General features: G+C 56.8%; 17 protein-coding genes. 13 read left to right on the top strand and 4 right to left on the bottom strand.

Annotation, left to right across the window (positions count from 1 at the left end):
- Positions 1–151 precede the first annotated feature (151 nt).
- The 3 genes from Q1B46_RS10635 to preA all read left to right on the top strand — a co-directional run bounded on the left by Q1B46_RS10635 (position 152) and on the right by preA (position 3,654).
- A complete protein-coding gene (locus Q1B46_RS10635; protein WP_299947776.1) occupies positions 152–784 on the top strand; it encodes a cupin domain-containing protein in 633 nt (210 codons plus the stop codon).
- A gap of 161 nt (positions 785–945) precedes the next feature.
- Complete coding sequence (locus Q1B46_RS10640) at positions 946–2,280, top strand: NAD(P)-dependent oxidoreductase (protein WP_299947778.1); 1,335 nt, start codon at positions 946–948, stop codon at positions 2,278–2,280.
- A 69-nt stretch (positions 2,281–2,349) separates the two neighbouring features.
- Complete coding sequence (gene preA, locus Q1B46_RS10645; RefSeq protein ID WP_299947780.1) at positions 2,350–3,654, top strand: NAD-dependent dihydropyrimidine dehydrogenase subunit PreA; 1,305 nt, start codon at positions 2,350–2,352, stop codon at positions 3,652–3,654.
- Positions 3,655–3,705: 51 nt separating this feature from the next.
- On the opposite strand, the gene Q1B46_RS10650 is transcribed toward preA, so the two are convergent.
- A complete protein-coding gene (locus Q1B46_RS10650) occupies positions 3,706–3,930 on the bottom strand; it encodes an N-(5'-phosphoribosyl)anthranilate isomerase (RefSeq protein ID WP_299947782.1) in 225 nt (74 codons plus the stop codon).
- A 34-nt stretch (positions 3,931–3,964) separates the two neighbouring features.
- A complete protein-coding gene (locus Q1B46_RS10655) occupies positions 3,965–4,573 on the bottom strand; it encodes a TetR family transcriptional regulator C-terminal domain-containing protein (RefSeq protein ID WP_299947784.1) in 609 nt (202 codons plus the stop codon).
- 169 nt (positions 4,574–4,742) lie between these two features.
- Between Q1B46_RS10655 and Q1B46_RS10660 the strand changes: the two genes are divergently transcribed.
- From Q1B46_RS10660 to Q1B46_RS10705, 10 genes are all read left to right on the top strand, one after another.
- Complete coding sequence (locus tag Q1B46_RS10660) at positions 4,743–5,993, top strand: Zn-dependent hydrolase (RefSeq protein ID WP_299947786.1); 1,251 nt, start codon at positions 4,743–4,745, stop codon at positions 5,991–5,993.
- Between the two features lie 92 nt (positions 5,994–6,085).
- Positions 6,086–7,540, top strand: coding sequence for a dihydropyrimidinase (gene hydA, locus Q1B46_RS10665; RefSeq protein ID WP_299947788.1), 1,455 nt, complete (start codon positions 6,086–6,088; stop codon positions 7,538–7,540).
- Positions 7,541–7,594: 54 nt separating this feature from the next.
- Positions 7,595–8,392, top strand: coding sequence for an ABC transporter ATP-binding protein (locus Q1B46_RS10670; protein ID WP_299947790.1), 798 nt, complete (start codon positions 7,595–7,597; stop codon positions 8,390–8,392).
- Positions 8,392–8,823 (top strand): GNAT family N-acetyltransferase, encoded by a 432-nt coding sequence (locus Q1B46_RS10675; protein ID WP_299947792.1) that lies wholly within the window; start codon positions 8,392–8,394, stop codon positions 8,821–8,823. The genes Q1B46_RS10670 and Q1B46_RS10675 overlap by 1 nt, the downstream gene beginning before the upstream one ends.
- Positions 8,820–9,737: an ABC transporter permease gene (locus Q1B46_RS10680; protein WP_299947794.1), complete on the top strand. Its 918-nt coding sequence runs from the start codon at positions 8,820–8,822 to the stop codon at positions 9,735–9,737. Before Q1B46_RS10675 ends, Q1B46_RS10680 begins: the two co-directional genes overlap by 4 nt.
- Positions 9,734–10,579, top strand: a complete 846-nt coding sequence (locus tag Q1B46_RS10685; RefSeq protein WP_299947796.1) for an ABC transporter permease — start codon at positions 9,734–9,736, stop codon at positions 10,577–10,579. Before Q1B46_RS10680 ends, Q1B46_RS10685 begins: the two co-directional genes overlap by 4 nt.
- A gap of 54 nt (positions 10,580–10,633) precedes the next feature.
- Positions 10,634–11,623, top strand: a complete 990-nt coding sequence (locus tag Q1B46_RS10690; protein WP_299663319.1) for an ABC transporter substrate-binding protein — start codon at positions 10,634–10,636, stop codon at positions 11,621–11,623.
- 157 nt (positions 11,624–11,780) lie between these two features.
- Positions 11,781–12,494: an ABC transporter permease gene (locus Q1B46_RS10695; protein ID WP_299947798.1), complete on the top strand. Its 714-nt coding sequence runs from the start codon at positions 11,781–11,783 to the stop codon at positions 12,492–12,494.
- A complete protein-coding gene (locus tag Q1B46_RS10700; protein ID WP_299947800.1) occupies positions 12,487–13,221 on the top strand; it encodes an ATP-binding cassette domain-containing protein in 735 nt (244 codons plus the stop codon). Before Q1B46_RS10695 ends, Q1B46_RS10700 begins: the two co-directional genes overlap by 8 nt.
- A gap of 22 nt (positions 13,222–13,243) precedes the next feature.
- On the top strand, positions 13,244–14,059 hold the full coding sequence (locus tag Q1B46_RS10705) for a substrate-binding domain-containing protein (protein WP_299947802.1): 816 nt from the start codon (positions 13,244–13,246) through the stop codon (positions 14,057–14,059).
- A 42-nt stretch (positions 14,060–14,101) separates the two neighbouring features.
- On the opposite strand, the gene Q1B46_RS10710 is transcribed toward Q1B46_RS10705, so the two are convergent.
- Positions 14,102–14,974, bottom strand: a complete 873-nt coding sequence (locus tag Q1B46_RS10710; RefSeq protein ID WP_299947804.1) for a helix-turn-helix transcriptional regulator — start codon at positions 14,972–14,974, stop codon at positions 14,102–14,104.
- On the bottom strand, positions 14,975–15,100 hold the full coding sequence (locus Q1B46_RS10715) for a hypothetical protein (RefSeq protein WP_299947806.1): 126 nt from the start codon (positions 15,098–15,100) through the stop codon (positions 14,975–14,977).
- Positions 15,101–15,423: the final 323 nt, after the last annotated feature.

A 15,423-nucleotide genomic window follows, 5' to 3' on the forward strand; every position in this document is an offset into this window, starting at 1 on the left:
CGTCGCGCTTTCTGATCGGGCCGGAATTCGGCATCTGCCTCAACCCGGAGTACATCAAGCTGTTAAAGGCGTCAAAACCCCAATACGTCGCCGGTTTGAAAATCAGTTCGCAGATCCCATGTAATGTGACAACGACGCAGGAGGATTGCAGATGCGGGTCAACGCGGATTTCACCCGGCGGGTCGCAGTTCATTTTGATCAGACCGAATGGGTTGCGTCCCCCGCTGCCGGGGTCGAGCGCAAGATGCTGGACCGCATCGGCGAAGAGGTGGCGCGGGCCACCACGATCGTGCGGTTCGCACCCGGAAGTGCGTTTTCGGCTCACACACATGATGGGGGCGAAGAGTATCTGGTTCTGGATGGCGTATTCCAGGATGAAACCGGCGATTTCCCGGTAGGCAGCTATGTCCGCAATCCTCCGACATCATCGCACACACCTTCGGCAAGCGAAGGAGCGACCATTCTGGTCAAGCTGCACCAGTTCGATCCCGATGACCGCACCGAGGTGCGCCGCTCGATCGACGGAGGCGGGAATATCGAGTTGTTCAGTGATTCTAACGAAGATGTTCAGGTGCAAAGCTGGGCGGCGGGTGAGCGTGTTGAACTGGACGCCAGCAAGGGGCTTGAGGCTTTTGTGATCGAGGGTAGTTTCGCCGAGTCGGATGAAGAATTTGGCACCTGGGACTGGCTGCGATTGCCCCCTGGGGCACGCTCAACCGCGGTTGCGGGCGAGGCCGGGGCACGCGTTTGGATCAAAATCGGGCATCTGAGCGGTATGATTTGAAACGGAATTTACTGTAAAAACAAGCAGATTGAATCGTAATTCGGGCCCTTTCGCCCGGATTTTTCTTTTTTTTGACCATTTGGCAAATTTTACCAATTGATAAAAAATCAGAATGTGGCAAGCTAGGGCTCATAACAAACATATCTACAGGGAGTAGAGTGATGGCACAGGGCCAGATGGCACCCGGGATCGTCTCTGGGCGGCTTTCCAGCGATGAGCTGACCTCGAATTTTACGGATCTGCATCCACCACTGGCCCCGCATGAGGCTGCCGTGGCCGCAGATCGCTGCTATTTCTGCTATGACGCGCCATGCGTGACGGCCTGTCCGACGGATATCGATATTCCGTTGTTCATTCGTCAGATACAGGCGGCGCAACCTCAGGCAGCGGCGCGTACGATCTTTGATCAGAACATACTTGGCGGCATGTGCGCGCGGGTATGCCCGACCGAGACCTTGTGCGAAGAAGCATGCGTGCGGGAAACTGCAGAAGGTAAACCGGTTGAGATTGGACGTTTGCAGCGTTATGCGACCGACACATTGATGGCGGCTGGCGAGCATCCATTTGATCGCGCAGCACCGACAAGTAAATCCGTTGCAGTGATCGGGGCCGGGCCGGCCGGACTGGCCTGCGCGCACCGCCTGGCCATGCTGGGCCATGACGTGGTGATTCACGAAAGCAAGCCAAAGGCGGGTGGCCTGAACGAGTACGGTATTGCCGCCTACAAATCGACCAACGATTTTGCGCAGGCTGAAATCGACTGGTTGCTGAAAATCGGTGGCATTGCCATCGAAACAGGTTCGGCTCTGGGGGACGGCATCTCGCTGGACGGTTTGGTCCAAAACTATGACGCTGTCTTCCTGTCGATCGGTTTGGCCGGTGTGAATGCACTGCGGGCGCAGGGCGCTGATAAAGACGGGGTGCGCCACGCGGTCGACTTTATCTCGGACGTGCGGCAGGCGGATGAACTGGCAAAGTTGCCGGTTGGGCGTAATGTCGTGGTGATTGGTGGCGGAATGACTGCCGTCGATGCGGCGGTGAAGTCCAAGCTGCTAGGTGCGGAGCACGTGACAATCGCCTACCGCCGGGGGCGCGATGCAATGGGCGCAAGCCGGTATGAACAGGATCTGGCATCCTCGCAGGGGGTGCGCATTCTGACCAATGTTCAACCCGTTGCTGTGCATGGCAATGGATCGGCGGCCGAGATCGAGCTGGAATACACCACCAGCGCCGGGGGCAGCCTGACCGGAACCGGCGAAACCGTCCGCGTTCCGGCTGATCAGATACTCAAGGCGATTGGGCAAACGTTGGAAGGCGCGCCAGAAGGGTTGGAGTTGGACGGCAATAAGATCGCAGTTACCGGCGCAGGGCGGACATCTGTCACCGGTGTCTGGGCGGGTGGCGATTGCGCAGCGGGTGGCGAGGACCTGACCGTAACTGCCGTGGCCGAGGGCCGGGATGCCGCGATGGACATTCATGCCAACCTGACCACGTGAACCGCAGGTCGTGCCATGCGTATATGTGAAAAGATGAAGATGCTGAACTGCATCAGGGAGGCCGGATAAATGGCTGATTTAAAATCAAACTTTCTGGGAATATCAAGTCCGAACCCATACTGGCTGGCCTCGGCACCGCCGACTGATAAGGAATACAATGTCCGTCGGGCGTTCGAGGCCGGATGGGGCGGCGTTGTGTGGAAAACACTAGGGGCCGAAGGACCGCCGGTCGTGAATGTGAACGGACCTCGCTATGGTGCCATTTACGGTGCGGATCGGCGGTTGTTGGGCCTTAACAACATTGAACTGATAACCGACCGACCGCTTGAAGTGAATCTTGAGGAAATGGCCCGCGTGAAGGCCGACTATCCGGATCGCGCTCTGATCGCTTCAATCATGGTGCCTTGTGAAGAGGCTGCGTGGAAAGCCATCCTGCCGCGCGTAGCTGAAACCGGCGCGGATGGGATCGAATTGAATTTTGGTTGCCCGCACGGGATGAGCGAACGCGGCATGGGTTCAGCTGTGGGGCAGGTGCCTGAATACATCGAGATGGTGACCCGGTGGTGCAAACAGTATTATGACCGCCCGGTTATCGTGAAGCTGACGCCGAATATCACAGATGTAAGAAAACCGGCGGCGGCTGCAAGGAACGGCGGTGCAGATGCGGTGTCGCTGATCAACACGATCAATTCGATCACCAGCGTCAATCTGGACACGTTCAGCCCCGAGCCGTCGATTGATGGCAAAGGCAGCCACGGCGGCTATTGCGGCCCGGCGGTAAAGCCGATTGCCTTGTCGATGGTCTCCGAGATTGCGCGGGCGGAAGCCACGCATGGCATGTCAATTTCTGGCATCGGAGGTGTGACCACATGGCGCGATGCTGCCGAGTTTATCTCGTTGGGATGTGGGAATGTACAGGTTTGCACTGCTGCGATGACTTACGGCTTCAAAATCATCGATGAACTGACCGCTGGCTTGTCAGAATGGATGGACGAGAAGGGTTATACCAGCATCGACGAAGTGATTGGCCGCGCAGTTCCCAATGTGACCGACTGGCAGTATCTGAACCTCAACTATATCGCCAAGGCCAAGATCGACCAGGATCAATGCATCAAATGTGGTCGGTGTTTTGCCGCGTGCGAGGATACCAGTCATCAGGCTATTTCCATATCGGATGATCGGGTGTTCGAGGTCATAGATGAAGAATGCGTTGCCTGTAATCTCTGCGTGGACGTTTGTCCGGTCGATGGCTGTATCTCGATGGTGCAGATGGATGTTGGAGAGATTGATCCGCGCACCGGCAAAACCGTTGAGCCGCAATATGCCAATTGGACAACACATCCCAACAACCCGATGGCGAAAGCGGCGGAATAGGCGGAGATTTTTCGTCGAAAAATCTTGGATGAGAAAATTCGACGAATTTTCTTAGAACAGGATGTCGATCGGACCGTTGTGGCAAATGACGATGTATTGGTTTGCGGTGCGGATCAAATGATATCCGCGCCGTTTGATTTCGATCTGGAAGGCGGCATGACCGACCTCGCGTTCGACCCATGCAACCGAACGGCGGACGACAGCACCTTTTTGTGCAGCTCGAGAAGAAAAGAGTTGCGCAATCCAGCGCTCGGGGTTGGGACTGCTGATGATCATGACGCAAAGCTTTCCCAACAAGGTTAAGCTTTGCTTAAAGGGTCAGAAGTTTCCGATAGAGTGTTTCGACAAACGGTTCGGCCCCTTCAAAGGGGTCCTCATCGCCCAAGATTGCACGAACCTGAACGTCGAAATCCGCATAGTGCTGGGTCAGGGCCCAGATAGAAAAAATCAAGTGATAAGGATGAACACGTGAAATCTTGCCTTGGTCCATCCATCTGGTGAGAATGACGGTCTTCTCATCGACCAGTGCCTTGAGGTCGCTGGACAGCGCATCGTGAATACGGGGCGCGCCCTGGACAAGTTCATTCGCGAACAGGCGACTTTCGCGAGGGAGATCGCGGCTCATCTCAAGTTTGCGGCGGATGTAAGACAATATCTCTTCCAACGGTTCGCCGTTTTCGTTCAGCTCGTGCAAAGGGGCCAGCCAGACCTCAAGCAAGCCGGTCAGAAGGGCCGTGTGAATCGCCTCTTTGGATGGGAAGTAGTAGAGCAGGTTCGGCTTGCTCAACCCGGCCTCGGCCGCGATCTGATCGACGGTTGCCCCACGATACCCGTGGGCAGAGAACACATTCAGGGCAGCTTCGAGAATCGCTGCCCGGTTTTTTCGCTGAATCCGTGTTGGCGCGCGGTCTTTGGGCATGTTTTCCTATGCCTGTTTTTGGTTTGCTACACGGCAGTTACGTCGAAATTTTCAGCAAAGCCATGCATTTTCTTGACTGATGTTGAACCCGTGATAGCGTGAGTTTGACCAGTTGGTCAAATCAAGACACCAAAAGCGAGCTAAATCGCAAGCAACAGGGAAGAACAAGATGGCAGCTCCGGCTCAGAATCTCAGGATCAATGGCGACAGGCTATGGGAGAGCCTGATGGAGATGGCCAAGATCGGGCCTGGGGTGGCAGGCGGGAACAACCGCCAAACCCTGACTGATGAAGATGCTGAAGGGCGCGCATTGTTTCAGAAATGGTGCGAAGATGCGGGCTGCTCGATGGGGGTCGATCAGATGGGGAATATGTTCGCCCATCGTGAAGGCACGGACCCGCAGGCTTTGCCGGTTTATGTAGGATCGCATCTGGATACGCAGCCCACCGGCGGCAAATATGACGGCGTGTTGGGTGTTCTAGGCGGGCTGGAGATCATCCGAACCCTCAACGATTTGGGAATCAAGACCAAGCACCCTGTTGTGGCGACCAACTGGACCAATGAAGAGGGTACGCGATACGCTCCTGCGATGTTGTCTTCGGGTGTGTTTGCAGGGATGCATACGCAGGATTGGGCCTATGATCGCGAGGACGCAGAAGGGAAGACATTCGGCGATGAACTGAAGCGTATCGGCTGGCAGGGCGATGAGGAAGTGGGCGCGCGCAAGATGCACGCCTTCTTTGAACTTCATATTGAACAAGGGCCGATCTTAGAGGCCGAAGGGAAAGATATCGGTGTTGTTACGCATGGCCAGGGGCTGAGCTGGACACAGATCACTGTGACCGGCAAGGATGCGCATACGGGGTCGACTCCGATGCCGATGCGCAAGAACGCTGGTTTGGCGATGGCACGTATTCTTGAGAAAGTGGATGAGATCGCGTGGTCGCATGCGCCGCATGCTGTTGGCGCCGCCGGGCATATCGACGTTTTTCCGAATTCGCGCAATGTGATCCCGGGAAAGGCCGTGTTTACGGTCGATTTCCGCTCGCCTGATTTGGGCGTGATCACGGATATGGAGAACCGCCTTCGTGTTGCGGCAAAGGACGTCGCCGATGAGATGGGGCTGGAGATCGAGTTTGAAAAAGTTGGCGGTTTTGATCCGGTGACATTCGACGAAGGGTGTGTGGCGGCTGTGCGCGACGCGGCTGAGCGTCTGGGCTATTCTCATACGGACATCATTTCGGGTGCCGGGCATGATGCCTGCTGGATCAACAGGGTGGCACCAACCGCGATGGTGATGTGCCCCTGTGTTGATGGGTTGAGCCATAACGAGGCCGAAGAGATCAGCAAGGATTGGGCTGCAGCCGGGACGGACGTTCTGTTTCATGCGGTCGTTGAGACGGCTGAGATCGTGGAATAGGGGGCTCTGCCCCCGTCGCCCGATGGGCGACTCCCCCGAGGTATTTTTAGCCAGATGAAGCGAGCGGCGCAGACCGCATCAGGGAGTTTAAAATGAGCACTGTGATCAAGAACGGAACCGTTGTTACCGCTGATCTGACCTATAAGGCAGATGTGAAGGTTGAGAATGGGGTGATCGCTGAGATCGGGCCTGACCTGCGCGGCGACAAGGAATTGGATGCGACCGGTTGTTATGTCATGCCGGGTGGGATTGATCCACATACGCACTTAGAAATGCCGTTCATGGGAACGTACTCCAGCGACGATTTCGAAAGCGGTACGCGGGCTGCGTTGGCGGGTGGAACCACGATGGTTGTGGATTTCGCGCTGCCCAATCCGGGAGAGAGCTTGTTGGATGCGCTGAAGCGCTGGGACAACAAATCGACGCGGGCGAATTGTGATTATTCGTTCCACATGGCGGTGACGTGGTGGGGAGAACAGGTATTTGATGACATCAAAACTGTCATTGAGTCGCGCGGTATCAACACGTTCAAGCATTTCATGGCCTATAAAGGCGCGCTGATGGTGAATGATGATGAATTGTTTTCCTCGTTCAAACGTTTGGCCGAACTGGGCGGCACCGCGATGGTGCATGCCGAGAACGGCGATGTGGTGGCGGAGCTGAGTGCCAAGCTGCTTGCTGAGGGGAATACCGGGCCCGAAGCGCATGCCTATTCCCGTCCGCCGCAGGTCGAGGGTGAGGCGACCAATCGGGCGATTATGATTGCCGACATGGCGGGTGTGCCACTGTATGTTGTGCATACGTCCTGCGAAGAGGCGCATGAAGCCATTCGGCGCGCCAAGATGCAGGGCAAGCGTGTTTGGGGGGAACCCCTGATCCAGCACCTGACTCTGGATGAGAGCGAATACTTTCATCACGATTGGGAGCACGCAGCGCGACGGGTTATGAGCCCCCCGTTCCGGAACAAGCAGCATCAAGACAGCTTGTGGAATGGTCTGCAATCGGGATCGCTGAGCGTCGTGGCCACGGATCATTGTGCGTTCACGACCGAGCAGAAACGCTATGGCGTAGGCGACTTTACCAAGATCCCGAACGGGACAGGAGGGTTGGAGGATCGGATGCCGATGCTTTGGACCCATGGGGTAAACACTGGGCGATTGACACCGAACGAGTTCGTGGCGGTTACTTCAACAAATATCGCCAAGATATTGAATTGTTATCCGAAAAAAGGTGCAATTTTGGTGGGCGCGGATGCGGATCTGGTGGTTTGGGATCCAGACAAGGCCAAGGTGATCTCGGCGGAGACGCAACAGTCGTCGATCGACTACAATGTTTTCGAGGGCAAAGAGGTGCGCGGGCTGCCACGTTTCACGCTGACCCGTGGCAACGTGGCTGTGTATGATGGCGAGATCCAGACACAGGAAGGGCACGGGAAGTTCGTGGCGCGTGAGGCTAATACCCATGTGAACAAGGCCTTGAGTACATGGAAAGAGCTAACAGCGCCTCGACCGGTTGAGCGGACGGGTATACCGGCAACGGGTGTTTAAGGTCATGTGTCACCGTCATGGTGATCAGGGTTTGAGTTACTTCAAGGCGATGGAATGAAAATAGAAAATACGACTCAGCCCGTTATCGAGGCAAGGCAGCTGGATCTTACCTTTCAAACGAATGACGGTCCGGTTCATGCGCTCAAGGATGTAAACTTGACCATAGATAAGGGCGAGTTTGTCAGCTTCATCGGGCCATCCGGCTGCGGCAAGACCACGTTCTTGCGCTGCATCGCGGCGCTGGAAAAACCGACCGGCGGATCGTTAACCGTGAACGGAATGACCCCGGACGAGGCACGGCGAAAGCGGGCCTATGGGTATGTCTTTCAGGCCGCAGGTCTTTATCCATGGCGGACGATTGCCAAGAATATCAAGCTGCCGCTTGAGATCATGGGGTTCTCTGCTGCTGAGCAAGCTGAACGTGTCAATAAAGTCTTGGAACTTGTTGACCTTGCTGGATTTGGTGGGAAATTTCCTTGGCAGCTCTCCGGTGGTATGCAGCAACGGGCCAGCATCGCGCGGGCCTTGGCGTTTGATGCTGATATTTTGCTGATGGATGAACCGTTCGGGGCGCTTGATGAGATTGTGCGCGACCATTTGAACGAACAGCTGTTGGCGTTGTGGGCACGGACAGAGAAGACCATCGGCTTTGTGACACACTCAATCCCCGAGGCGGTTTATCTCAGTACCAAGATCGTTGTGATGAGCCCTCGACCCGGCCGGATTACGGATGTGATCGACAGCCCTTTGCCGAAAGAACGGCCTTTGGATATCCGAGATAGCCCCGAGTTTATCGAAGTCGCGCACCGCGTGCGTGAGGGGTTGCGGGCCGGTCATGGGGATGATGTGTGATGGGGGCTGGTGACATCAGACCAGCATCGCCCGACGATGTAGGGGACTGCGCGCGTATAATTGCGACCTGGGCTGCGCAAACGGATTGGATGCCCGAGGAACTGCCCGAGGAAACGCTGGCTGATTTGATCCGCGAGGCGTTCCCGAATCGCGACATCTGGGTCGCTGGAAATCCGGTGGATTGCTATATGTCGGTTGACCCGGTCGAGCATAAAATCGGTGCGCTTTATTGTCTCCGCACCGGTCAGGGCGTCGGCAAGAAACTGTTGGATAAGGCGAAGGAAGGGCGCGATCATCTTTGGTTGACGACACATGTTCCGAACGTACGCGCGCAGCAGTTTTATAAGCGCGAGGGGTTTGTAGAGGCGGGAACGGAACCGCCCGTACCGCCCGAAACGGTTCCGGTCATTCGGATGGAGTGGCACGCATGAAGCAGATCGTTGCCGTCCTAACCGTCATCGCTGCGATTGTGATTGTCTGGTATGCGGCCTGTATCCCCATGAATATCAAGGGTGTTCTGACCGAGCAGGAGCGTGCCGGGGCCGAGGTTCAGCCACCTTCGGCCAAGGATCGCCGGGACTTGAGCGAGATTGGCCTGGCTTTGAACAACAGTTTCGCCATACCCGCCACATGGGAACAGGATCGCCCGCGTTTGCCTGCACCGCATCAGGTCGCAATTGAAATGTGGCAGACCACGGTACAGAAGAAAATCACCTCAAAACGCTCTTTGATCTACCATGGTTGGGTGACGTTAAGTGCAACGATGTTGGGTTTTGTCATCGGGACTGGCTTGGGCATCCTGCTGGCGGTTGGGATCGTGCATAGCCGGGTGATGGATCTTTCAGTGATGCCTTGGGCGATTGTCAGTCAGACCATTCCCATTATCGCGCTGGCCCCGATGATCATTGTCGTGCTCTATTCGGTCGGTGTTCAGGGGATTTTGCCGAAGGCGATCATTTCGGCCTACCTCAGCTTTTTCCCTGTGGTCGTTGGCATGGTGAAGGGACTGCGCAGTCCGGATGCCATGCAGTTGGATTTGCTGCGGACCTACAATGCGAACCGGTCGCAGGGGTTCTGGAAACTGCGTCTTCCGGCCTCAATGCCGTATCTGTTCACATCGCTAAAAATTGGGGTGGCCGCATCGCTGGTGGGGGCCATCGTCGGGGAGTTGCCAACTGGTGCCGTTGCCGGACTGGGTGCGCGCTTGCTTGCGGGCAGCTACTATGGGCAGACCGTACAGATTTGGTCGGCGCTGTTTGCAGCGGCCATTCTCGCGGCGTGCTTGGTCGGATTGCTTGGTTTGATCGAACGGTCGGTCCTGAAACGGATGGGAATGGCGCAATGATACCTGTTCTTGGTGCACTCGGTGTCTGGCTGTTGGGCTGGTGGTTGAACAGCCGTCTGGCAAGCGGACCGTATGCCGACACACGCATGGTCCGGTTTCTGGCACCCGTAGTCTTTGGACTAACGATCATAGGCATCTGGGAACTGGTGGTGCGCGGCCTCGAGGTACCACTGGTCATCCTGCCCGCACCCTCTGTCATTTGGGATCGTTTCTGGGACAGTTTGCCAACGCTCTGGGCGGACTTTGTGCAAACGATCATCAAAGGCGCTTTGAGCGGCTATATCATTGGTTGTGGTTCAGCCCTTTTGATGGCGATAGCGGTGGATCGATGGGATTTCCTGCGTCTGGGGCTTTTGCCCGTTGGGAATTTTGTCGCGGCGCTTCCCATCGTGGGCACGGCCCCCATTCTGGTGATGTGGTTCGGCTTTGACTGGCACTCTAAGGCCGCCGTGGTCGTGGTGATGGTGTTCTTTCCGATGCTGGTGAACACGGTGGCGGGGCTGCGCGAAGCAACCGCCATGCAGCGCGATCTAATGGAGACCTATGCCGCCACTTATTGGCAAAGCTTCCTGAAGCTGCGTCTGCCTGCGGCTATGCCTTTCATTTTCAATGGCTTAAAGATATCTACCACTCTGGCGCTGATCGGCGCTATCGTGGCCGAGTTCTTCGGCTCACCCACCTTGGGCATGGGCTTTCGGATATCAACCAGCGTCGGTCAATTGTCACTTGATATGGTGTGGGCCGAGATCGTGGTGGCCGCGCTGGCAGGGACTGCCTTCTATGGTCTTGTGGCGATGATAGAAAAGGCGGTGACTTTCTGGCATCCGTCGCAGAGAGGATAAGAATTCAACAGACCCCATAAACGGGGCAAACATAAGCAACTAGGAGATATGACGATGAATAAGCTACTCAGCGGGGCGGTTGCCGCCTTCAGCATGGCAGCCAGCGCAGCACTTGCTGCGGATGAGGTGACGCTGCAACTGAAGTGGGTCACGCAGGCGCAGTTCGCGGGCTATTATGTGGCCAAAGACAAAGGGTTCTACGATGAAGAGGGGCTGGACGTTACCATCCTTCCCGGTGGTCCCGATATCGCTCCGACACAGGTGATCGCAGGTGGTGGTGCCGATGTGACGGTGGAATGGATGCCGGCCGCACTCGCCGCGCGCGAAAAGGGGCTGCCTCTGGTAAACATCGCGCAGCCTTTCAAAAGCTCGGGCATGATGCTGACCTGCTGGAAGGATGCCGGAATTGCCGCACCCGAGGACCTGAAGAACCGTACGCTGGGTGTCTGGTTTTTTGGCAACGAGTTTCCATTCATGAGCTGGATGAGCCAACTGGGGATCAACACCGATGGCAAAAGCGAAAGTGGTGTCGAGGTTCTAAAACAGGGCTTTAACGTCGATCCGCTGCTGCAACGTCAGGCGGATTGTATCAGCACCATGACCTACAATGAATACTGGCAGGTCATTGATGCAGGTGTTGCACCCGAAGAACTGGTGACCTTCAAATACGAAGATCAGGGCGTCGCCACGCTTGAAGACGGCCTGTATGTGCTTGAGGAAAACCTGAGCGATGCCGCATTCACCGACAAGATGGAACGGTTCGTACGCGCGTCGATGAAAGGCTGGAAATACGCCGAGGAGAATCCGGATGAAGCCGCTGAGATCGTGTTAGAGAACGATGCGACCGGTGCCCAGACCGAAGAGCACCAAAAGCGTATGATGGGCGAGATTGCCAAGCTGACCGCGGGTTCGAACGGAGCGCTGGATCCGGCCGATTTCGACCGTACGGTTGGAACCTTGCTGGCAGGTGGGTCTGATCCGGTTATCACCAAAAAGCCGGACGGTGCATGGACACACCAGATCACAGACGCTGCGTTAAACTAAGCATAGCAAAATGAGGATCAATCAGACGCGGCCCCTTTGGGGGCCGCGTTTCTTATTGCGCGTGACGAGTTTGTGCCTGTAATTGCTGACCAGAAAGATTAGTATTTCCCTGTAATTTATGGCACTTCGTCAGGAAATGGTGCTGAAACGGTAGAGAATGCAAGAATTTGCATCAGAATTCACCCAAGCCCTCTCTCTGATCCTCGAAGGGGATTCGGAGCTGTGGGCGATTGTGCTGTTGTCGATGCGAGTTTCAGTCTTTGCTGTTCTGATTTCGGCCTTGATCGGGATGCCACTCGGGGCCGCTTTGGCCGTGGCGCGGTTTCCGGGGCGGCGCGCGTTGATTATCCTGGTGAATGCTCTGATGGGGTTTCCGCCTGTTGTGGCCGGTTTGCTGGTTTACCTGATGTTGTCGCGATCCGGACCTTTGGGCATACTGGAACTACTTTATACCCCGACTGCCATGATCATTGCGCAGGTGGTGTTGGTGACGCCGATCATGGCTGCGCTTACCCGGCAGGTGGTTGAGATGCTGGCCGAGGAGTATTCCGAGCAGCTCCGCTCGCTTGGGGTGTCCCGGCTGGCCTCGGTTCCGGTGTTATTGTGGGATGCGCGCTTGGCGCTGGTCACTGCATTGCTGGCCGGATTTGGCCGGGCAATCGCCGAGGTGGGGGCGGTGATCATTGTCGGCGGCAATATTAATCACGTGACGCGGGTGATGACGACCACGATCGCGCTTGAGACGTCAAAAGGCAATCTGGCGCTGGCGCTGGCCTTGGGGGTGATCCTGGTTGGTTTGGCGGTGGCTGTGAACGCGATGGTCAGTGTTTTGACCCTAAGGGCCGAGCGGGAGGGGGTGCGTCATGCGTGATGTCGTGACCGAAGCGCCGGCCACACTGGAAGTCCGCGGCCTGAGTATCGCACACGAAGGCAAGGTGCTGCTTGACGTTCCGCATCTTTGTTTGGATGGCCCCGGCCCAACATTGATCCTTGGACCAAACGGGGCAGGCAAAAGCCTGCTGCTGCGCTGCCTTCATGGCCTGATTCAGCCGGACCGGGGGCGCGTTTGCCAAAATGGGGTCCTTCTGAATGGCTGCCACAAGGCGCGGCAGGCGATGGTGTTTCAACGCCCCGTATTGCTGCGCCGCTCGGTCGCGGCCAATCTGGACTTTGTGTTAAAGCGGAAATCCATGCCCCGCGTGCAACGTAAGCCGCGTATAGACGATCTGCTGGCCGAGGGCGGGCTGGATGGCAAGGCACGTCAGCCCGCGCGATCGCTTTCGGGCGGTGAGGCGCAACGATTGGCAATCTTACGCGCTTTGGCCCTGGATCCAGAGACTTTGTTTCTGGATGAGCCCACCAGCGCATTGGACCCCAGTGCGACGCAGATGATAGAACGGATGGTTCTACGCGCTTCGGCACAAGGTGTACGTATCGTGATGGTGACCCATGACATCGGACAGGCGCGACGCTTGGCGACGGAAATCGTGATGATGCAGGCGGGGCATGTGGTGGAACAGGGGTTGGCAAGGCAGGTTCTGGAATCCCCAAAAAGCGACGAGTCACGCCGGTATCTGGATGGCGGTCTGGTCACTTGATTATCTGAGATGGAGATATCGAATGATCCCTGATTTCCTTCGGGCATCACTAGTTGCGCTTGGGTTGACCGCAAGCGCCGGTTGGGCGGAAGAGCCGTTCATCATTGTGCAATCCACGACCTCGACCCAAAATTCGGGCTTACTGGATTACATCCTGCCGGGGTTTGAGGCCGAGACCGGCATCGACGTGCGTGTTGTGGCAGTTGGTACGGGGCAAGCAATCCGGAATGCGGTCAACGGCGATGGCGACGTGCTGCTTGTCCACTCCAAACCCGCCGAAGAGCAGTTCGTGGCTGATGGCTGGGGCGTCCAGAGGTTTGATGTCATGTACAATGACTTTGTGCTCGTGGGGCCGAAGTCCGATCCGGCAGGGATCGCTGGAAGTGACGACATCATAGCCGCGCTGGCGGCTGTGGCCGAGGCTAAGTTGCCTTTTGTTTCGCGCGGGGATGACAGTGGCACGCACAAGGCAGAGATGCGCCATTGGGGTGCCGCAGGTATCGACCCGACCGCAGCATCGGGCACCTGGTATCGCGAAGCAGGCGCAGGCATGGGGGCGGCGCTGAATGTGGCCAGTGGCATGGGAGCCTATGTTTTGACGGATCGTGCCACATGGCTCTCGTTCGGGAACCGGGGTGATCAGGAGATTCTGGTCGAAGGTGACCCGCGTTTGTTTAACCAATACGGTGTGACCCTCGTTAACCCCGAGAAGCACTCGGGCGTACGCGCCGCCGCCGGGCAGAGGTTCATAGACTGGCTGATCGGTCCAGATGGGCAGGCTGCGATTGAATCATATATGTTGGATGGCCAACAGCTGTTTTTCCCAAACGCGAACTAGATTTAGCCTTCGGTTTAGGGCCATGGAAAAAGGTAATGTGCTTCAGCCACTGGCACCGTTGTGATGGATTTGACCCAGATTGGTAAGATCATACCCACCCAGTTCTGCAGCCCGTTCGCTGAAACGCTCGGATTGCAGGAACTGGGTCAGGGTCTGCATGGGCGGATCGAAGAATGCGCGACGCCAGATGGCCAGGTCCAGACGTTCAGAATGTGTTTGGACGAAGGTCAAGCCGTAAGAACGCGCAAGCGCTCCGAGGCCAAAGCCGATCTCGGCCTTCCCATCGCGCAGGGCATTGGCCAATTCTTCCTCGGTGCGGGCGCAGACGGGCAGGGGATTCAGATCCTCACGGCCAAGCCCGTGTCGGGCGAGTTCCGTGTCGAACAAGCGTTGGCTCGCGGCGCTGTCCTGACGCAAGATAACGCGGCGGGCCTTTAAATCCGGAAACCCGGATATATCGGACACCCTGGGCGCCAGCAGCAGCCCGCGTCGGCGATGGGCAATCTGGTAGAGGATAACCGGGGCGTTCCCCATTCCGTCCCGCATGGACTGAGTGTTAAAACCGTCGGGTTCATGGATATGCAGCGCAGCGGCCTGCGCAGTGCGGTCGGACAGTCGCTTCAACCCATCAAACGATCCATCATAGTATGTGGCCAGCCCCGATCCGCTTTCCCGCAGGGCCCAATCCAACAGCGGATCATGGCTACCGGCAACGATGGGGGGCAGGGGCGGCTCGGCCACTTGTGGACCAGATCGCGAGGCGTTGAGCCACGCAACGACTTCAGTCTTGGGAAACAGCAGCTTACCCATGGCCCGCACGCAGGGTATCTCGCCGGATGAGGCCAGATCATAGGCTTTCCGCTCCCCAATGCGCAGCAGGTCCGCCAGTTCGCGTGTGGTCAGGTACTGTGACATTCAGCTGAAACGCATCGTAGAACCGACGCTTGCATCTGCGGCGCCGAAGCCGATCTGATTTAGCATGGTCGGCGGGGTGTCGGTGACGGGGACCATCACAACGAAGACGGAAGGGAATGCTCTCATGGTCTCCTCCAATTTGATTTCGGGGTGCCATCGCGCGCCGCAGGAACGCGATCAGATCATTTCGGTACTACGACCCGATGATCCGCCGCATCGGTATCATTAACCTCGGAATGTAATGGACCGGTTCCTTGTCGAAAAGAGTAATTAACGTCATTTCATTCCAAATGATATCAGAGTCTTGCAGTGTGTCAGAATAGATATGGTCGAGTAATACGCTTGCTGTCCGCCCGAAGATTCCGCGCAATTTTGCACCTGCGCGACGCTAGCGCGGCAGAATGTTTTTATGTGTCATGGCTCATTAGGTGGTCGAGCGGGCACACCGC

Origin of the sequence: uncultured Ruegeria sp., assembly GCF_947500045.1 — a bacterium.
Classification (GTDB): domain Bacteria; phylum Pseudomonadota; class Alphaproteobacteria; order Rhodobacterales; family Rhodobacteraceae; genus Ruegeria.